This window comes from Citroniella saccharovorans, from assembly GCF_035481615.1.
Lineage (GTDB): Bacteria > Bacillota > Clostridia > Tissierellales > Peptoniphilaceae > Citroniella > Citroniella saccharovorans.
On the sequence record NZ_JAYKOT010000003.1, the window covers coordinates 899,885 to 920,209 of the forward strand.

23 protein-coding genes are annotated in these 20,325 nt (G+C 29.5%); all 23 read right to left on the reverse strand.

Annotated elements, in window-relative coordinates; translation table 11 throughout:
- Positions 1-7 precede the first annotated feature (7 nt).
- Positions 8-859, reverse strand: coding sequence for a phenylalanine--tRNA ligase subunit beta-related protein (locus VLK81_RS06830; protein ID WP_324620492.1), 852 nt, complete (start codon positions 857-859; stop codon positions 8-10).
- Positions 843-2,372 carry a phenylalanine--tRNA ligase subunit beta gene (gene pheT, locus VLK81_RS06835; RefSeq protein WP_324619897.1) on the reverse strand — a complete coding sequence of 510 codons (1,530 nt, stop codon included), beginning with the start codon at positions 2,370-2,372 and terminating at the stop codon, positions 843-845. The genes VLK81_RS06830 and pheT overlap by 17 nt, the downstream gene beginning before the upstream one ends.
- 13 nt (positions 2,373-2,385) lie before the next feature.
- The gene (gene pheS, locus VLK81_RS06840) at positions 2,386-3,408 is read right to left on the reverse strand and encodes a phenylalanine--tRNA ligase subunit alpha (protein ID WP_324619898.1); all 1,023 of its coding nucleotides are present in this window, start codon (positions 3,406-3,408) and stop codon (positions 2,386-2,388) included.
- 48 nt (positions 3,409-3,456) lie between these two features.
- Complete coding sequence (locus tag VLK81_RS06845) at positions 3,457-4,227, reverse strand: TrmH family RNA methyltransferase (RefSeq protein WP_324619899.1); 771 nt, start codon at positions 4,225-4,227, stop codon at positions 3,457-3,459.
- Positions 4,228-4,878: a potassium channel family protein gene (locus VLK81_RS06850; protein ID WP_324619900.1), complete on the reverse strand. Its 651-nt coding sequence runs from the start codon at positions 4,876-4,878 to the stop codon at positions 4,228-4,230.
- Between the two features lie 11 nt (positions 4,879-4,889).
- Positions 4,890-6,185 (reverse strand): TrkH family potassium uptake protein, encoded by a 1,296-nt coding sequence (locus VLK81_RS06855; RefSeq protein ID WP_324619901.1) that lies wholly within the window; start codon positions 6,183-6,185, stop codon positions 4,890-4,892.
- A gap of 95 nt (positions 6,186-6,280) precedes the next feature.
- Positions 6,281-6,631, reverse strand: coding sequence for a 50S ribosomal protein L20 (gene rplT, locus VLK81_RS06860; protein ID WP_324619902.1), 351 nt, complete (start codon positions 6,629-6,631; stop codon positions 6,281-6,283).
- 23 nt (positions 6,632-6,654) lie between these two features.
- The gene (gene rpmI / locus VLK81_RS06865) at positions 6,655-6,849 is read right to left on the reverse strand and encodes a 50S ribosomal protein L35 (protein ID WP_324619903.1); all 195 of its coding nucleotides are present in this window, start codon (positions 6,847-6,849) and stop codon (positions 6,655-6,657) included.
- 10 nt (positions 6,850-6,859) lie between these two features.
- Positions 6,860-7,399 (reverse strand): translation initiation factor IF-3, encoded by a 540-nt coding sequence (infC, locus tag VLK81_RS06870; protein ID WP_324620493.1) that lies wholly within the window; start codon positions 7,397-7,399, stop codon positions 6,860-6,862.
- A 135-nt stretch (positions 7,400-7,534) separates the two neighbouring features.
- Positions 7,535-8,158 (reverse strand): MBL fold metallo-hydrolase, encoded by a 624-nt coding sequence (locus VLK81_RS06875; protein WP_324619904.1) that lies wholly within the window; start codon positions 8,156-8,158, stop codon positions 7,535-7,537.
- Positions 8,159-8,173: 15 nt separating this feature from the next.
- Positions 8,174-8,623, reverse strand: coding sequence for a D-aminoacyl-tRNA deacylase (gene dtd / locus VLK81_RS06880; RefSeq protein WP_324619905.1), 450 nt, complete (start codon positions 8,621-8,623; stop codon positions 8,174-8,176).
- Entirely contained in the window at positions 8,620-10,785 is a 2,166-nt protein-coding gene (locus VLK81_RS06885) for a RelA/SpoT family protein (protein ID WP_324619906.1), read from the reverse strand. Before VLK81_RS06885 ends, dtd begins: the two co-directional genes overlap by 4 nt.
- 69 nt (positions 10,786-10,854) lie before the next feature.
- Complete coding sequence (recJ, locus tag VLK81_RS06890) at positions 10,855-12,585, reverse strand: single-stranded-DNA-specific exonuclease RecJ (protein WP_324619907.1); 1,731 nt, start codon at positions 12,583-12,585, stop codon at positions 10,855-10,857.
- Positions 12,586-12,597: 12 nt separating this feature from the next.
- On the reverse strand, positions 12,598-13,947 hold the full coding sequence (gene scfB, locus VLK81_RS06895; protein WP_324619908.1) for a thioether cross-link-forming SCIFF peptide maturase: 1,350 nt from the start codon (positions 13,945-13,947) through the stop codon (positions 12,598-12,600).
- Positions 13,948-14,001: 54 nt separating this feature from the next.
- On the reverse strand, positions 14,002-14,148 hold the full coding sequence (scfA, locus tag VLK81_RS06900; protein ID WP_324619909.1) for a six-cysteine ranthipeptide SCIFF: 147 nt from the start codon (positions 14,146-14,148) through the stop codon (positions 14,002-14,004).
- 85 nt (positions 14,149-14,233) lie between these two features.
- Positions 14,234-14,506, reverse strand: a complete 273-nt coding sequence (gene yajC, locus VLK81_RS06905) for a preprotein translocase subunit YajC (protein ID WP_324619910.1) — start codon at positions 14,504-14,506, stop codon at positions 14,234-14,236.
- A gap of 50 nt (positions 14,507-14,556) precedes the next feature.
- A complete protein-coding gene (gene tgt, locus VLK81_RS06910; protein WP_324619911.1) occupies positions 14,557-15,663 on the reverse strand; it encodes a tRNA guanosine(34) transglycosylase Tgt in 1,107 nt (368 codons plus the stop codon).
- A gap of 4 nt (positions 15,664-15,667) precedes the next feature.
- Complete coding sequence (gene queA, locus VLK81_RS06915; protein ID WP_324619912.1) at positions 15,668-16,696, reverse strand: tRNA preQ1(34) S-adenosylmethionine ribosyltransferase-isomerase QueA; 1,029 nt, start codon at positions 16,694-16,696, stop codon at positions 15,668-15,670.
- A 6-nt stretch (positions 16,697-16,702) separates the two neighbouring features.
- The gene (gene ruvB / locus VLK81_RS06920; RefSeq protein ID WP_324619913.1) at positions 16,703-17,707 is read right to left on the reverse strand and encodes a Holliday junction branch migration DNA helicase RuvB; all 1,005 of its coding nucleotides are present in this window, start codon (positions 17,705-17,707) and stop codon (positions 16,703-16,705) included.
- Positions 17,708-17,713: 6 nt separating this feature from the next.
- A complete protein-coding gene (gene ruvA / locus VLK81_RS06925) occupies positions 17,714-18,298 on the reverse strand; it encodes a Holliday junction branch migration protein RuvA (protein ID WP_324619914.1) in 585 nt (194 codons plus the stop codon).
- A gap of 7 nt (positions 18,299-18,305) precedes the next feature.
- The gene (gene ruvC / locus VLK81_RS06930; RefSeq protein WP_324619915.1) at positions 18,306-18,797 is read right to left on the reverse strand and encodes a crossover junction endodeoxyribonuclease RuvC; all 492 of its coding nucleotides are present in this window, start codon (positions 18,795-18,797) and stop codon (positions 18,306-18,308) included.
- Positions 18,798-18,837: 40 nt separating this feature from the next.
- Positions 18,838-19,560, reverse strand: a complete 723-nt coding sequence (locus VLK81_RS06935) for a hypothetical protein (protein ID WP_324619916.1) — start codon at positions 19,558-19,560, stop codon at positions 18,838-18,840.
- 95 nt (positions 19,561-19,655) lie between these two features.
- On the reverse strand, positions 19,656-20,315 hold the full coding sequence (locus VLK81_RS06940) for a zinc dependent phospholipase C family protein (protein ID WP_324619917.1): 660 nt from the start codon (positions 20,313-20,315) through the stop codon (positions 19,656-19,658).
- Positions 20,316-20,325 lie beyond the last annotated feature (10 nt).

Genomic DNA, 20,325 nt, shown 5'->3' on the forward strand with positions numbered 1-20,325 from the left:
AATCCTCCTATTTTCTTAAACTGATATTTAATTTTTCCTCTAAACTTTTTAGTATTTTTTCCATTTCTTTATTTATCTCTTCCTCTGTTAGAGTTTTTAAAGCATTTTGGAAAACTATAGAGTAAGAAAGTGATTTTTTATCATCATCTATTTGGCTTCCCCTATATTCATCAATTAGACTTAATCCAACAATTTCTTTAGATGAGTCTAATATTATTTTTTCTATATTTACTGATTCTAGAGTATCTGAAACAACTAGAGAAATATCTCTCTTCATAATTGGTAATCTATTAATCACCTTATATTTTCTATCAGTTTTAGTAAGATCCATAATAGAAGTTAGATTAATTTCAGTTAAATACACTCTTGATCTAAAACCATATTTTTCCTTAAGTTTTGGATTTAACTCGCCAAATGTAGATATAAATTTATCTCCACAATATAAATCTGCACACCTAGTTTTATGGAACAACTTATTTTCTTCATTAGAAATAGCTTCTAAATCACTAAGTCCAATACTAGCTAATACTTCTAATATTTCAGCTTTAAATTTATAAAAATCAGTATCTCCATAACTAATTAATGATAAAGCTCTTGCTTGAATATAGTCATTTTCCTTCTTGAAGAAAATATTACCAAGCTCGTAAAGTTTAAATTTTTCAGCCCCATTTTTTTCATTATTTATAGCAATATCTAAAAGATTTGTAAGAATTGTTGTTCTCATCACAGAATATTCTTCTCCAAGAGGATTTATAATCTTTACTTCTTCTAGTCCATTTTCTATATTAGCAAACTCTCTCTTCTTAGGACTAATAAAAGAATAACTTAAACCCTCAAGATATCTATTTGCGAAAAAGATTTTGCTTTAAAATCCTCTCTATACTTCTTTCTTTACTCTCTTCAGATTTTATTACTGGTCCAACAAGTTTTTTAAGCTTAATCTTGCTAAAACTATATATTCTACCAACTTCTTCAGCTAGATCGCATTTTAAACTTACATCTTCTCTAAAAACAGGATTAATTGATTCAAATGTATCACCTAAATCTTTAGTTCTGAAATTTAAAGATTCCAATATGGAAAGAATCTTTTCTTTTGGTATATCAGTCCCTAAAAGATCATTAATAAACTTATAGCTTGTAACAATTTTAATTTCTTCTTCTTTTTTATCTTGCTTTATAGTCTTTTTAGATGAAACTTCCCCAATAGATAATTTATCTATTAAATGAAGTATTCTATCACTAACATTTTCAAGGTTACCCATAGGTACGCCCTTTTCAAATCTAGTTGAAGCTTCACTCCTTAAATTAAGTCTCCTAGCAGTAGATAAAATATTAGATTTATTAAAACTACAAACTTCAAAAAGAATATTCTTGCTATTTTCCGTAACTTCACTATCAAGTCCGCCCATAATTCCAGCAAGAGATATTATTTCATCTCCAGATCTAATAACAATATCTCCTTCTTTTAATGTACGCTCGTTTTTATCTAGAGTTATAAATTTTTCATTTTCTTTTGCCGAATCAATTTTTATTGATTTAGATTTTAATTTATCATAATCATAGGCATGAATAGGAGATGAATATTCAAGCATTACAAAATTTGTAATATCAACTATATTATTAATTGGTCTAATACCTGATTTCATAAGATAATTTTGTAACCATTGTGGTGATCTTTCAATTTTAACATTTTTAGCTAAGCTAAAAACAGCTTTGTTACATAGCTCTGGGTCTATTTCTAAACTTTCCAAAGGCTCATTAGATAATTTAGACTCAAAGTCTAGAGCTGGATAAATCATCTTAGAATTAAAAGTAGCTTGGGCTTCTCTTGCCATTCCCAAAACTGAAAGGCAGTCAGGTCTATTTGGTGTAATTTCAAAGTCTATTACTTTATCTGAAAAATCTAATACTTCTCCTATATCTATTCCAACTTTAGTATTTTTATCTAAAATCAAAACACCATCTAAAAATTCCTTTGGAATAACATTTTTATTAAATCCAAGTTCTTCATAAGAACAAAACATTCCATAACTAGTAATACCTCTAAAGTCGGTAGGAGAAATATTAAATCCACCACTAAGACTTGCGCCTACTTTTGCAACTGGTAGTACCGCTCCTTCAAATACATTTTTAGCAGCAGTTACAATTGTAAGTTTCTCACTATCTACATCCACTTGACACACTACAAGCTTATCAGCATTTGGATGCTTTTCTATATTTAAAATTTTACCAACAACGACGCCCTTAATACCTTGACCAAAAGAATTAATTGAGTCAACGTGTGAACCGGAATCAGTTAGTCCATCTGCAATATCTCTAATATCTTTATCTAAATTAATATAATTTTTTAATAAATTTACTGAAATTAACATATTATTACCTCAACTAAAACTGTTCTAAAAATCTTTTATCATTTTCGTACAATAGTCTAATATTATCAATTCCATATTTAACCATTGTTATTCTATCTATTCCCATTCCAAATGCAAATCCAGTATAAACCTCTGGATCAATTCCACAGTTCTTTAGTACATTTGGATGAACCATACCACATCCAAGAAGTTCCATACTCCATCCTGTGTAATTGCACTTTTCACATCCCTTACCTAAGCAGTTAAAGCAAGTAACATCTACTTCTGCACTAGGTTCAGTAAATGGAAAATGATGAGGTCTAAATCTAGTTTCAAAATTTTCACCCAATAAATATTTTACAAATGTATTCATTGTTTCAAGTAGATTTGCTAAGGAAACTCCCTTATCAACAACAAGCCCTTCTATTTGATGAAACATTGGTGAATGGGTATCGTCAACATCATCAAACCTAAATGTTCTACCTGCAGAAACCATTCTTATAGATGGCTTATGGGACTTCATATATCTTATTTGAACAGGAGAAGTGTGAGTTCTAAGTAAGTGCTTATCATCTAAGAAAAATGTATCTGATTTTGAAATTGAAGGGTGATCCATAGGAAAATTTAAATAAGTAAAGTTATTATCAAATTCTTCGATTTCAGGTCCATCTACGACAGTGTAACCCATTGTTCTAAATAAATCTTCTAGTTCATCGATTGTTTTATTGATAGGATTATAAGCTCCCTTTGATAAAATGATTTTATTTGCAGTTACATCTAATCTTTCTTTTTCTATTTTTTGTTCAATAGCAAGATCTTTAAGGTGATTAAATTTTTCTTCTAGCTTTTTTTCTATGCTTTCTCTAACTTCATTTGAAAGCTTTCCAATAACTGGTCTTTCTTCCTTTGATAGTTTTCCCATCTCTCTTAATATTAAAGTTAATTCTCCTTTTTTTCCAAGAATCTTAACTCTAATATCTTCAAGAATATTAATGCTATCAGCATTATCTATCTTATCTATAACTTTAGATTTTAGTTCCTTTAATTTTTCTTCCATAATATTCCTCCTTGTACAATTAATAATATTATATATTAAAAGTAACTTTTAAACAATTAAATTATTTTCATAAATATCATGCATTAAAATAGATGCCGCAACACCAGCATTTAATGAGTCTATACTTCCACACATTTTTATTTTTAAGAAAAAATCTGTAATATCATAAACTTCATCCGATACGCCATGAGATTCTGAGCCAATAGTAAGTATAATTTTTTTATCGAGTACAGGTTTTTGGCCCTTTTTATCTAAAGACGAAGAATAAAGACTATAACCTTTATCTTTAAGTTCTTTTATAAAATTAATATCGGCTTCTTTAATATTAACTCTAAAAATAGAACCCATGCTAGAACGAATAACTTTTGAATTATATGGATCACAACAATCGTTAATTAGAACAATATCCCTAAAATCAAATGCATCACATGATCTTATTATTGTACCAAGATTTCCAGGATCTTTAAGTCCATCAAGTAATAGTACTCTATCATTATTAACTTCTTTTTCATCATCTATTGAAACAAGTCCAAGCATGCCTTCTGGTGATTTCATCTCAGTTAAATTAAAAAACAAATCATCCTCAAAAACAAAATATTTATATTTAGATATTTTTTCAGTAATAAAAGAAGGATTCTTCTCTAAAAAAGAAGAATTAAAAGCAATAAGCTCTATATTCTTTTTATTTTTTATAGCCTCATCTATTAATTTTATCCCTTCTATTATAAAGAGTCCTTCTTGCTTCCTATATTTTTTTATCGAAAGTTTTTTTATTAAAGAAAAATACTTATTTGATTTCGATTTTATTATATTATTCATTTATAATTTTGATACCTTTTGAAGTTCTATATCTGTTCCTATAACAACCATGCTAGAATTTTTTTCAAGAATTTCTTCTGGTCTTGGATTAATATTAATTTGCTCATTATTATTTTTTATTGCTACAATATTTACTCCAAACTTTTCCCTTATTCTTAAATCTAAAATGGATAGTCCAATCCACTTATCAGGCGTCTTTATTTCAACAATAGAATAGTCTCTTGAAAGTTCTATAAAATCAACTATTCCATTATTACAAAGTAAGCTAGCTAGTCTTGTTCCCATCTCTTTTTCAGGAATAAAAACCTGATCAACCCCAGCTTTAGTAAGAACTCTGCCATGCATTTCATCTTTTGCTTTTGCTATTACTTGTTTTACACCAAGTTCCTTACAAGTCATGGCTGCAAGTACCAAGGCTTCAAAATTGTTACCAATACATACAATGCAGCAGTCAAAGTTAGATAATCCTAGTTCCATTAAGGCTCCTTCACTAGTTACATCACATACAACTGCATGAGACACATTTTCAGCAATTTTGTCTACTATCTCTTCATTTTTATCTATCGCTAATACTTCATTTCCAAGCCTTGAAAGCTCTATTGCTACAGAATATCCAAAAAGTCCTAAGCCAATTACAGCGTATTGTTTCATAAATTATTCTCCTATCCTACCATTATATTACCATTAGCTTCTTTATATGATCTAATCTTTTTATTTTTTGAAATTGCATACGCAAGTTCCATTGGGCCAAGTCTACCAATAAACATTGTAATGATTATCAGTGACTTCCCAATTGTAGAGAGTCTAGGTGTTATTCCCCTAGTTAATCCAACAGTTGCAAATGCAGATGTTGTTTCAAATAGCAAATCCACAATTCTTTTATTTTCTATTACAGATAAAATAAAAGTAACAAACAATATCCAAATTATAGAAATTGTAAAAATTGTTAAAGCTTTTCTTACAACGTTTGATTCAATCCTTCTATTAAAAATTTCAACATCTTTAAATCCTTTAATTTCACTTATGGAAAGCATAATTACAAGTGCAAAAGTTGTAGTTTTAATACCTCCAGCAGTACCAGATGGAGAACCACCTATAAACATTATTAAAATGCAAAATAATGATGTTGATTCTCTTAAAAGACTTTGATCAATTGAGAAAAAACCTGCTGTTCTAAGAGTGATTGATTGAAAAAAAGATGATAAACTTTTATATGATAAGCTCTTTCCCATGAATGTAGATGGATTATTAAATTCCAATAAAAATATTACAATCGCAGGAAAAACAATCAAAATTAAAGTCATTGTTAAAACTAACTTACTATGAAGCCTAAGTTTTTTATAATTTTTCTTTTTAAGTATATCAATAAATACATTAAAGCCTATTCCTCCAAGAATAATTAGGCTCGCTATCGGAAGAAGAACTAATATTGAATTTGAATACTTAGAAAGAGACTCTTCTCCGAGTATATCAAATCCAGCATTACAATATGCTGAAACTGAATGGAATATACTATAAAAAATTCCCTTCTTCAGTCCAAATTCAGGTATAAAAGTAAATGATAATAAAACTGCACCTATAGATTCTATTAAAAAAGTAGATTTTAAAACAAAAATAATAAGCCTAACCATTCCAGAAAATGATTCTTCATTCATCTGCTCATGAATTAGTATCCTATCATAAAAAGAGATCCTCTTTTTCATTAAAAGCTGCACTAAAACAGCCCAGGTCATAAAACCCAAACCACCAAATTGGATAAGTGACATAATAACTATATATCCAAAATTTGAAAAATTAGCTTTTGTTGTAACTGTAGTTAAGCCTGTAACGCAAACAGCAGATGTTGATGTAAATAAGCTATCAATAAATGGAGTATGATTTCCAGTTCTACTTGAAATAGGTAGGGAAAGAATAATTCCGCCCAATAAAATAACAGTTAAAAATCCTAGTGCCAACATTCTCGGAGGGGATTTTCTAAAAGATTCCCAAAAGCACTTTATTTTGCTAATCATATAAACCTCATATAAAAAAAGCATAAAGCTTCAATGAAACTTTATGCACCTTTAACAATATTTACTAATTGTTCAAATCCCTTTGGATCACTAATAGCCATTTCAGATAATACTTTTCTATTTACTTCAATGCCATTAGACTTTAAGCCATGCATAAATTTGCTGTAGCTAAGTCCATTAAGTCTAGCAGCGGCATTAATTCTTGAAATCCATAATTTTCTGAAATCTCTTTTTCTATGTTTACGACCAACAAAAGAATAAGTTAAAGATTTAGTAAGTGCTTGCTTACCTGTCTTAAATAACTTAGACTTTGATCCGTAATAACCCTTTACTTGTTTTAAAACTTTCTTATGTTTTCTATTTGTAGAAATACCTCTTTTAACTCTAGCCATCTATATTCACCTCTTCTTTCTAATTATCTAGGAATCATTCCATCAATTCTCTTTTGATCTGATGGACTAACTAAAGCTGATTTTCTTAAATTTCTGATTCTTTTTGGTGATTTTTTACCAGTAATATGGCTCTTATAAGCCTTAAATCTTTTTAATTTTCCGCTAGCTGTTCTTTTAAATCTTTTAGCAGAAGCTCTATGTGTTTTCATTTTTGGCATAATAATTCTCCTATTCTTCTATATTAGAGTTAACATACATTGTCATAAAACGTCCCTCTAATTTTGGTTTTTTATCTATTTCTCCATAGTCTTTTACAAGCTCATAGAAATCATCTAAAACTTCTTTTCCAGAATCTGTACGATCCATTTCTCTTCCTCTAAATCTAACGCTAATTTTTAATCTATCACCATTTTGCAAAAATTTTATGGCACTATTAGCTTTAGTTTGCAAATCATGTCTCTCAATATTTGGCGTCATTCTTATCTCTTTGATATTGATAATATTTTGTTTCTTCTTAGATTCTTTTTCTTTTTTTAGCATTTCATATTTATGCTTACCATAGTCAATGATTTTGCAAACTGGTGGTTTAGCATTAGGTGCTACCTCAACTAAATCTAATCCAGCATCTGCAGCTAGATCTAATGCTTTATTTATTGGAACAATTCCAACTTGTTCCCCATCTTTTCCAATTAATCTGACTTCGTTTGATCTAATTTCTTCATTGATTTGAAGTTCCTTAATTTTATTTACACCTCCAAAATAAAAAATAGCAGGTAAAAATACCCGCTACATTAACTTCAGAAAATTAATTTATAACCTTTCAGTAAATACCGATAAGGTGAGAGCGGATACCTCTACTTAAAACTTACTAATTAATTATATCATATAAATACATAATGTCAACTATAATTTAAGTAAAAATGGATTTGTTTTAAATTCATATGAAAGAGTAGTTTCTCTTCCATGTCCAGGATATACTTTAGTCTTTGGATCTAATGGCATTATTTTTTCTTTTAAAGAAAGCATTAGATCATCTGTACTTGAAGTTGGCAAATCACTTCTTCCAATACTTCCCATAAATAGTGTATCTCCAGTAAATAGATTATCTTCTGCTTTATAACATACAGAACCAGCAGTATGCCCAGGTGTCGCAAAAACTTCAATACTAAATCCAGAATTTTCTATAACATCTCCATCATTAACTTCTATATAATCAGTTATAGATATTTCTGCTGATGGCATCCTCTTTGTAAGATTTATTTCTGGATTTGCTAAAAGTTCTTTTTCTAAAGCTGATGCATATATAGGAATTTTATATTTTTCAATAAAAGGCTTAACGGCACCAATATGATCTCCATGCCCATGAGTTAATAAAATAAACTTAAGATGAACTCCTAAATCATTTAAACTAGCATCTATATCTGAAAAATCTCCACCAGGATCTACAATAAATCCATTCTTATTTTCATCATATACAATATAGCAATTCGCAGCATAAACACCAGCCATCATTCTATAAACTTCCATTTTATCCTCCAATTTTTAATAAATCTTTTCACTATCAATAATTATAGTTACAGGTCCGTCGTTAACTAATGAGACCTTCATGTCAGCTCCAAATGAACCTTCAGAAACTTTAATCCCAAGATCTCTCAATCTCTTTATAAATTCCATATAAGTATTATATGCATTTTCTCTTTTTTCGCTTCTTACATAACTAGGTCTATTACCCTTTCTAGTATCTGCATAAAGAGTAAATTGAGAGACTACTAAAATTTCTAAATCTAAATCCAAAATAGACAAATTCATTACAGAATTCTCATCATCAAAAATTCTTAATCCACTTATTTTTTTTACTAAATAGTCTAAATCTTCTTTCTTATCTCCAACTTTTACACCCAGGAATATTAATGCACCTTTAGATATTTCTGAAATTATTTCTCCATCTACACTCACGCTTGCTGATAATACTCTTTGAATTAATGCTCTCATGATGATTTTACCCTATATACTTTAATAGACCCATCAATTTCCATAATTTTTTTAAATAATATATCTAACTGACCCTTTTCCTTAACCTCAAGTAAAAGATCTATTAAAAAAGTATGATCCTTATTTATTTTTGCTGAAAGTGTTGAAATATTCATACCCATATCACCAATTATCTTTGAAATATTTGCTAGGTAACCCATCTTATCATAAGCTAGTATATGAAGATGAACATTATATTTAATGTCCTTAGTATCATCCCAAGCAACTTCTAAAAACCTTCCAGGATTTACACCCTTCATATTAGGACAATCTGCTCTATGAACACTAACTCCTCTGCCTCTAGTTACATATCCTACTATCTCATCACCAGGGACAGGGTTACAGCATTTAGCAAGTTTAACTTCAATATTATCAATTCCATCAAAAATAAGACCCATAGTAGATTTTTTATTTGATGTAGATTCTATAGCTTCTAAATCTTTTAAAGAAATATCATCAGGCTTGTAATATTCTTTATATTTTTCCTTTAGCTTTGGCATAATTTGACTTATAAGAGTTGTACCATATCCTACAGATGCATACATATCTTCTAAGGAATTAAAAGAAAGTTTCTTAGAAATATCTTCAAGCCACTCTTTTTTTAGAATTTGATTGTAATCATAGCCCCTTTTTTCAGCTTCTTTCTCAAGCATATCACGCCCTTTTATTAAATCCTCGTCCCTTTGAGATTTTCTAAACCATTGTTTAATTTTATTTTTTGCTTGAGGAGATTTTACAAATTTTAGCCAATCTTTTGAAGGGCCAGTTGAATTTGGAGATGTAAGTATTTCTACAATATTACCATTTTTAAGCTTAGTTGATAGAGGAACAATTCTTCCATCAACTTTCGCTCCAACACATTTATTACCAACAGCTGTATGAACTCTGTAGGCAAAATCAACAGGAGTAGACCCTTGAGGAAGTCCTATAACATCACCTTTTGGGGAGAAAATATATACTTCATCAGAGAAGAAATCACCCTTTAATGTTTCCATAAATTCAGTTGAATCGCTTAAATCTTTTTGCCAATCCATAAGTAGTCTTAACCATTGTAATTTTTCATCAAAATTAGATGATTTTGACTTGTTTTCTTTATATTTCCAGTGAGCAGCAATACCATATTCTGCAGTTTTATGCATTTCAAAGGTTCTTATTTGAACTTCAAATATTTCACCTTCAAGTGCGACTACAGTTGTATGAAGCGATTGATACATATTTGCCTTAGGCATAGCTATATAATCTTTGAATCTTCCTTGAATAGGTTTCCAAAGTGAATGTACAACACCCAAAACATTATAACAATCTCTTACTGTTTCAACAATAACTCTTACAGCTGTTAGGTCATAAATTTGCTCAAAAGTTTTCCCACCATTTTTAATTTTGTTATAGATGCTGTATATGCTCTTTGGCCTACCAGAAATCTCACATTTAATATTCATCTGATCAAGGTTTTCATGTAAGATATTTATGATTTTATTAATGTCCTCTTCCCTATCTTCTCTTTTCTTTTGAATTTTTTTTGCTAAATCATAATAAGTTTCAGGTTCTAAATACCTTAATGATAAATCTTCAAGTTCCCACTTAATAGTTGAAATCCCAAGTCTATGTGCTAGAGGAGCGTAGATTTCGATAGTCTCAGTTGCTATTCTAAACTGCTTAGCCTTAGTCATATATTCAAGAGTTCTCATATTATGAAGTCTATCGCAAAGCTTAATAATAATAACCCTTATATCATTGGCCATAGCCATAACCATTTTCCTAATATTTTCAGCTTGAGATTCTTGTTTTGTCTTATAATTAAGATTCTTTAGTTTAGTTACTCCATCTACAAGATTTGCAACCTCTTCAGAAAAAAGTTCTTTAATATCGTCATAAGTATACTCTGTATCTTCTATAACATCGTGCATCATGCCCGCCATTATAGTTGTATCATCCATATTAAGATCTATTAGAAGTAAGGCAACGTGTACAGGATGAATGAAATACTCTTCACCTGAATTTCTTTTTTGTCCTTCATGAGCTTTTTTAGTGAAAAGATAACACTTTTCTATTTGTTTAGGATCGTATGCAATTTTATTTTCATCCATTTTTTCATACATGTATTCTAATGAAATGTTATCCATATTCTCACCTCTTTTAATTAAATATAAATTTGTATAATATATTAATTATATCAGATTTTAAAAATTATTTCATCTAATATCTTTAATATTTAACTGAACTCTCCTATTTCCGTTAAATTCGTTTATTGTAGGGTAGTAAATAATATCAATTGGTAAATTATATTGATTTGAATAATTATTATATATCTTATTGCCAAATTTGTTTTCTAAATAAGACAAAATTTCATCACTTTTTGTGAAATTTATAGCTTCTAATACTCTATTATTTTTTAGTAAAGTGAGTTTAATGACATTTTTATTTTTACCAATAATTTTAACTGATAATAAATTTATATTCTTATCAGCAAGTACTGGTCTACTATTGCCCTCGCCAAAAGGTTCTAAATCACTAAGTTCATTAATAAAGTTCTCATCTATACTAGAAATATCTTTCTTAATATCTATATAATGTACCTCTACAAAATCTTTCTCAGATAGTCCACTATCTTCATTTAAAGCTTTGTTTAAATCATAAAATCTACTTCTTTCAATTGAAAATCCTGCAGCCATTTTATGTCCGCCAAACTTTAAAAAAAGATCTTTCTGATCTTCGAGTTTGCTTATCATATTATAAGGCTTTATACTTCTTCCAGATCCTTTTAAAGTATTCTCTTCGAGTCCATTTGTAAAAACTAAGGTTGGTTTATTAAATTTTTCTTTTATTCTTCCTGCTATTATCCCAACGATGCTTTCATGACAAGGCTCAATATTAACCATGATGACATTATTTAAATGGATAGATTGCTCTTTAATTATTTTTAATGCTCTAGTTAAGCCTTCGTTAGTTAGATTTTTTCTCTCGTTATTTAGTCTTACTAATTCATAAGCATAAGATTCACAATTATTTATATTATCTTCTAAAAATAGTTCTACTCCGAGTCTAGCAGTTGAAAGTCTACCTGAAGCATTTATAGAAGGGCCAATAACAAATCCAAGAGTAAATATATCAATATCTTTATTCCAATTATTTGCTTGAACTAAAGCTTTAAACCCTGGATTTTTAAGTTTATTTAGTTCTTTTAAACCCTCCTTCACAATTATTCTATTTTCATCCTTAAGTTCAACTACGTCGCACACAGTTCCCATTGCTGCGTAGGATATGAGAGGAATGAGTTTTTCATCCTCAATCCCTATCGAATTATATATAGCTTGGATAAGTTTAAAACTAACTCCAGCACCGCAAAGATTTTCGAAAGGATAAGTTTCATCTTCTCTATGAGGGTTTATAACAGCATTTGCATTTGGTAAAAAATCTTTCTCTCCATCTCTTTTTATAGTATGATGGTCAGTTACTATTATATCTATTCCAAGTTCTCTGGCACGATTTACTGCATCAAATTGAACTATACCATTGTCACATGTGATAATTAAATCTACATTTTCTTTTTTCATTTCTTCAACCATAGATGTATTTATTCCATAGCCGTCAACAGTCCTATCTGGAATTGAATATGTTACTTTTTTATGAATTTCTCCGAGGCCCTTCATCAAAATAACTGTAGAAGCTATTCCATCTTGGTCATAATCCCCACAAATATGAATATGAGAGTCTTTAGATATATGGTCTAAAATTAAATCAACAGCTATATCCATATCCTTCATTAAAAAAGGATCGTGCATATTTTCAAAATTTGCATTTAAATAATAATCTATTTTTTCTTTTGTATCTATTCCTCTATTTACTAAAATATAAAGAAACTCATCACTAAGCTTACCCTTAAGTGATGAGATGTCTCTATTATAAATTCTCCAAATACTCAAATTAACTCCTCTTTATATTTCCCCTTTATTAGCTAAGATTGAAATTGCACATTCCAATCTCTTTCTTTGCATTTCACAGCCAATTTTGTAAGGCTTATTTAATGAGTGATTGTTAAAATAAGCGTTAGCATGACAGCCTCCAGAGCAATAAAATTTCGCCCAACACTCTTTACAATCTTCCTTATTAAACACATTGGCCTTTTTAAATTTTTCAGTTATTTCTCTTTTATCTATACCAGTAAAAATATTGCCAAGTTTAAAGCTTGGATCAGATGCAAATTGATGGCAAGGATAAATATCACCATTTGGAGTTACAGATATATATTCACATCCAGCTCCGCACCCTATGGACCTTTTAGCTAAACAAGGGCCATTTGATAAATCTACCATAAAGTGAAAGAATAAAAGCTTATCTTCATCTTTATTAATATCTAAATATATTTTAGAAAATTTTTCATACTCTTCTAGTATTTGTTCAAGGTGTTCTTCCCTTATTGCATACTCTTCTTTTTCATCAGTTACCACAGGCTCTAAAGAAATCTTGTCAAATCCTTCTTTATAAAATTCTAGAGCATCCTTAGAAAAATCTAAATTGTGAGAAGTGAAAGTCCCTCTTATATAGTAGTCCTTATCTCCTCTTCCCTCTATCAATTTTTTGAATTTAGGAACTATAATATCGTAAGATCCCTTACCATTAATGGTTGGTCTCATATAATCATTGATTTCTTTTCTTCCATCTAATGATAGAACAACATTGTACATGTGCTTATTTATAAAATCAATTTTATCATCATCTAGGCCAACACCGTTTGTTGTAATAGTAAATCTTATATTTTTCCCAGTTTTTTTATTTAGTTCATCTCCATAAAGGGTAAGTTTTTTTACAACGTCAAAATTTAATAAAGGTTCTCCACCAAAGAAATCAACCTCTAGATTTTTTCTATTTCCAGAGTTTTCAATAAGAAAATCCAAGGCTCTTTTTCCTGTTTCAAAGTCCATCAAGGACCTTTCGCCGCAAAAATCTCCCTGAGATGCAAAACAGTACCTACATCTTAAATCACAGTCGTGTGATACATGAAGACACATTGCCTTTATTATATTATCTCTATTATATTCAATGTCTTCACTCTTTATTTCTTCAGAAAAAAGATATCCCTCTTCCTTTAAGTTTCTAAGTTCACTTAAACACTCATCAATTTCTTCTTTAGAATACTCACTAAAAAGCGAATAAACCTCATCATTAGTTTTATCAATTTCATCTACTATGTCATAAGTCATTTTATCTACTACAAATATACTTGATGAATAAACGTCTAAAATAATATATTTATTATTTAAATAAAATTTATGTATTTTCCCCATAATACCTCCAAAAAATATAGACAAATAAAAAAAAGGTGACCAGCACCAATTTTTTTATTTGTTTTCATTTTCGCACTTTTGATTTCCAACAGTGCAAGATGTTTTACAAGCTGATTGGCAAGATGTTTGACATTCGCCGCATCCTTTATGAGAGCAAGTATCTCTCAAACTTGATTTTTTAAGTACAGTTATATGTTTCATATTAAACCCCTCCTTGTACCTAAATATTATATCATAAAATAATTATTATGAAAAGAAAGCTAAAAAACTACTTAGAATAAACTAATTATTTTTCAATTACTTTATAGATGGCAGTTCTAGTAACTTCCATTTGGGCATCTTGAGACTTAATTGTTATATAATCTTCTCCAGTTTTAGTAACCTTTCCTTTAATTCCACCAACTGTAATTATATTATCTCCAACTTTTACTCCATCTCTTATAGCTTGAATTTCTTTTTCTCTCTTTTTTTGTGGTTTAATCATTAAAAAATAAATAATTACAAAAGCAATTATAAGTGAAAGAAATGTCGGCATTATTGAAGTAATTCCTTCAGGCATATTATCCCTCCTTTTTTAATACTATATTTTTATTATATCAATTATTATACCTAATATCCATAAGAATCGTAAAATTCTTTTTTATATTCTAAAAATCTATCTTCTTCTATAGAACTTCTTATATTTTTCATTAAATCTAGTAAAAAATAAAGATTATGAATTGTGAGTAGTCTTGCTGCTAAAATCTCATTTACAGAAATCAAATGTCTTATATATGCTCTTGAGTGATTCTTGCAAGCGTAGCATGAACAATTCTCGTCAATTGGTCTAAAATCTTTTCTATACTTAGCATTTTTAAGAACAAGTTTACCATTATAAGATATAGCAGTTCCATTTCTAGCAATTCTAGTTGGTAATACGCAATCAGCCATATCAACTCCAGCTTCAACTGCCTCAAATAGATAGTCTGGACTGCCAACCCCCATCAAATATCTAGGTTTATTAATTGGCATAAATTGTGTTGTATAATGTAAAAGCTCAACCATCATATCTTTAGGCTCTCCAACACTTAATCCTCCAATTGAAAAACCAGATAAATCAAATGCAGTAGTTTTTTCAGCACTATATTTTCTAAGATCCTTATACATTCCACCTTGAATAATTCCAAATAAGGCTTGATTGTCATTTTTGTTGTGCTTAATACACCTTTCAAGCCATCTCAAAGTTCTAAGCATAGAGTCCTTAGTATAGTCATAACTAGCTGGATATGGAACACATTCATCAAAAGCCATCATAATATCGGATCCAAGAAAATTTTGGATATCTATAGATTTTTCTGGAGAAATAAAGTGTTTAGAACCATCAATATGAGATCTAAAGTGAACTCCCTCTTCAGTTATCTTTCTTTGTCTAGAAAGACTAAAAACTTGAAATCCACCTGAGTCAGTTAATATTGGCTTATCCCAATTCATAAATTTATTTAAGCCGCCAGCTTCACGCATAATTTCTTCGCCAGGTCTTAAATAAAGGTGGTAGGTATTTCCAAGTATAATTTGTGAGCCTATTTCTTTTAATTCATCACATGTCATAGCTCTAACACTTGCCCTAGTCCCAACCGGCATAAAAATTGGAGTTTTTACTTCTCCATGATTTAATTTTAATGTACCAGTTCTTGCCTTGCATTCACTGGACGTTTTTTCAACTTTAAACTCTAACAATCAATTACTCCTTTATAAACATAGCATCTCCAAAACTGAAGAATCTGTATTTTTCCTTTATAGCTTCACTATAAGCATTTAAAATATTTTCTCTAGTAGACATGGCTGATACAAGCATCATAAGTGTAGATTTAGGAAGATGGAAATTTGTTATTAAACTTGTAACAACTTTAAATTCAAATCCTGGATAAATAAAAATATCTGTTGATTCAGATTTTGGAGTTAACTCATCTTCTCCTCTAATAGCAGATTCTAAAGTTCTAACAACAGTAGTTCCTACTGCTACAATTTTTTTGCCAAGTTTTTTTTGCCTATTAATAACATCTGCCGTTTCCCTAGATAAACTATAAACTTCCTTATGCATTATATGTTTTTCAATATCATTTACCTTGACAGGTCTAAAAGTTCCTAGTCCTACATGAAGTGTGACAAATTCTACATATACTCCCATATTCCTAATTTTATCTAAAAGTTCTTCAGTAAAATGTAGTCCTGCTGTTGGTGCAGCAGCTGATCCGTCATACTTTGCATATACAGTTTGATAATCATCTTTATTTTCAAGTTTTTCAGTAATATATGGAGGTAGTGGCATTTCTCCTAATTCATCTAGTCTTTCTTCAAAAATACCATCATAGAAAAATTCTATTATCCTAACCCCATCTTCTATAACATCCAAAACTTCACAGCTAAGTCTTCCATCTCCAAAAATTAGCTTGGAACCAACCCTCATTTTCTTACCAGGCTTTACCAAACATTCCCAAATATCGTCTTTAGTATTTTTTAGCATCAAGACCTCTACTTTTTCTTCCTTACCATCTCTATGGCCGTAGAGTCTTGCAGGGATTACCTTTGTATCATTTAATACAAGTACATCTCCATCTTCTAAATAATCCACGATATCATAAAACATCTTGTGGCAAACTTCACCTGTAGTTTTATCCATGACAAGAAGTCTTGCATGGTCCCTGTCTTTTAATGGATGCTGAGCAATTAAACTCTCATCTAATTCAAAATCAAAATCATCTGTTTTCAAAACTTATTATTCTCCAAACTTATATCCTAAATGATCATAGGCTTTTTTAGTTAAAATCCTACCCTTAGGTGTTCTATTTAAAAAACCAATTTGTAAAAGATATGGCTCATAGACATCTTCAATAGTAACCGATTCTTCTCCAGTACTAGCTGCAATTGTATCAATTCCAACCGGCCCGCCTGAAAAATTTTCAATAATAGCTTTTATTAACCTTCTATCTGTTGAATCTAATCCAAGCTCATCAATCTCTAAGAGTTCTAGCCCTCTTTTACTTACCTCATCTGTAATCTCTCCATCAGCTCTAACTTCAGCATAGTCCCTAACTCTCTTTAATAGTCTATTTGCAATTCTTGGTGTTCCCCTACTTCTTTTAGCTATTTCAATAGCTCCTTTTTCAGTAATATTTACTCCTAGAATATCAGCACTCCTAGTTACTATAGTTTTTAAAGATTCAGTATCATACATCTCAAGATTCAATATAACACCAAATCTATCTCTTAAAGGAGAAGAAATTTGCCCTGCTCTAGTAGTTGCGCCGATTAAAGTAAAATTTTCCAAATCAATTCTTAGACTTCTAGCACTGGGACCTTTTCCAACCATAATATCCAGTGCGTGGTCTTCCATTGCTGGATAGAGAACTTCTTCAACTGACCTACTAATTCTATGAATTTCATCAATAAACAAAATATCTCCATTTTGAAGATTTGTTAAAATACTAGCTAAATCAGATGGCCTTTCAATAGCAGGCCCTGATGTTATCTTAATATTAACTCCCATTTCATTGGCTATAATGCCAGCTAAGGTTGTCTTTCCAAGACCAGGAGGTCCATGCAATAAAACATGGTCCATAGCTTCTTTTCTATTTCTAGCAGCTTCAATAAAAATATTTAATTTTTCTTTAGCCTTTTTTTGACCAATATAATCTTTCATCCATCTAGGTCTAAGAGAAATTTCTAAACTTTCTTCCTCAAAATTCCTATTTGAACCGATTATTCTTCCTTCATTTTCCATAAAAACCTACCTTGAAAGTTTTATCATACTCTTCTTAATAATATCTTCTAAGTCTAAATCTTCTTTAGCAACTTCATTTATAACTTTAACGACGCTATCCCTAGGATAACCTAAAGAAGTTAGTGCAAAAATTGCATCTTCCAAATCTTCGTCTTTAATTATAAAGTCGTTTTCTTTAAAGTCATAATCAAACCCACTAATTTTATCTGATAATTCCAAAATAATCCTAGATGCAGTTTTCTTCCCTACTCCAGGAGCCTTTGTAAGTAAATTAATATCATTTGTCTTTATAGCTGAAATTATTTGGGAAGGCATTAGACTAGATAAAATAGCTAGTCCAACCTTTGGTCCAACAGATGAAACAGTAGTTAATTTTTTAAATAAATCTAACTCATCCTCGCTATAAAAACCGTAAAGGCTAAGAGAGTCTTCTCTAACAACCATTTCAATATGAATTGCAAAAGTTTCATCTATTACAAAATTTTTCATAGAGTTTAAAGATGTATAGACCTTATATCCTATTAAGTTATTTTCAATAACTACATAATCATTTTCTATTTTTTTTATTTCTCCAATAATATAATCAATCATTTAAAACCTACTTTATTAAAAACATTTCCTTGTTTCTTCCCTGAAAATAATGAGTCATAGCAACAGCAAGTGCATCGGAAGCATCATCAGGTTTTGGAATATCCTTTAAGGAAAGAATATTTTTAACTTGATTTTGCACCTGCAATTTTTCAGCTCTACCATATCCTGCAATAGATGATTTAATCTGTAGAGGTGTATATTCATAGATTGGAACTGAGTTTAGTTTTAAGCTAACCAGTATAACACCTCTTGCTTCTCCAACTGTAATAGCCGTCTTAACATTTTTATTAAAAAATAGTTCTTCTATAGCTACCTCATCTGGATTAAAATCTTTAATTAATAAATCTATGTTTTTAAAAATAATCTCCAATCTTTCAGGTAGAGTTGATGTTGGAAGAGTTTGAATAATTCCATATTCAACTAAACTTATACGGCTTTTAGCTTCAATAACTCCATATCCAATAGTTGCAAGACCAGGATCTATACCTAATATTATCATACTTTCTCCTATAAAAAAAACCCCTCCGACAAGGAGAGGCTTAGTATCTACTTAAAACCCTATCATTTACGCCATACCAGTAACTTGTAATATAAGTCTTAGTAAGACTTCTTAAATAAGAATAAATAATTTTTTGGTAGATATTTGTTAGCTCTGGAATAGTAAGAAACTCAGAACCCCTATCAATTCTACCATTATCTAAATTGATTTTAATTTGCTTATCTAAAAAATTATTTATTGTAAATATCTTAGTTTTGATAAATTTATTTACATAAGTAATAGTTACTGACCTAATTTTTTCTGTCAATTCTAAATCTTCTTGAATAGATTTTTCAATTAATTCATAAACTTCTAACTCTTTTTCAGAATTAATCTGATGAAATAAAATATCCCCTTTATAAAAACATTCTCTTCCGAAAATAGTTAGAGCAAGTTCTTCAATCATGTTTGCATAATAATCATCTTTATATCCACTTGAATATCCATCTAAATATGTGGAAAGCTCTAATCTATTTATATCATCATTAATAAGTTTATCAATAGTTCTTATTATATAATTTTTGTCATCCCTATAATAAAGACTCCTTGAAACTGACCTATTTATAGATTTCATACAATAGTATTTTGGCTTAAATTTTTTAAGCTTGACTTCATTTTCAAGCATCTGAAGTAGCAGATGCATAGAGTTTAAATCTTTATTATATAAAAAATTATACTCAAGAGACTGGTGTAATTTTTTTATATCCGTAATTGGTAATGCCATCTGCTCCTCCCCCTTGTTTATTTATTATACTCCAAAAAAAATTAAATTTCTTTTAAAAATCTAGGATGTTTTATAAAAAAATTCGCTAGAAAAATCTAGCGAGCTAAAAGACCTAATTTTGCTGTGCTTAAATTATTAGAGTAAACATTTATTATATCTATTACAAAATAAATAATATTTAAATTTATATTGTAAGCAAAGGTTAAATCTCTTTCTAGAGACTTCTCTTTTCTATAAAGTTTTAAAACTTCATCAATATTATTCCTTATATTTTTTCTTAAACTAAATATATCATCTAAATCAATCCTAAGATTAATAACTTCATTTCTCGTAAAGTCAAAATTTTCAGCAATGTGATTTAACTTTCTTTCATAACTCACGTGCTTAACCATAGAATCTTTAAAGCTCCAATTTTCATAATGAGCTAGTGTTACATAGTCGGTTAAATAATGAGAAATAATTCCGAGTTTTTTAGAAAATATCTTTTTAGTAACTCCAATATATGATGATTCTTCAAGATTTGTAAATCTGGCTAATACAATTAAAGAAATAATCTCACCAACAATATAGTCGATAGACTTATCATAGTAATGAGGAATCATTTTATGTTTCGGACTATAATCTGGAAGCTGAGAGCCCCAAATTAAAGATTTTTTATCTAGTTTTATATTATAAACCCTATATATTTCATTATAGAGTTCATTTGCAATAATTCTGTGGGTATTTGGAAATATAAAAATCACTTCCCTTTTCAAAAATTTAATA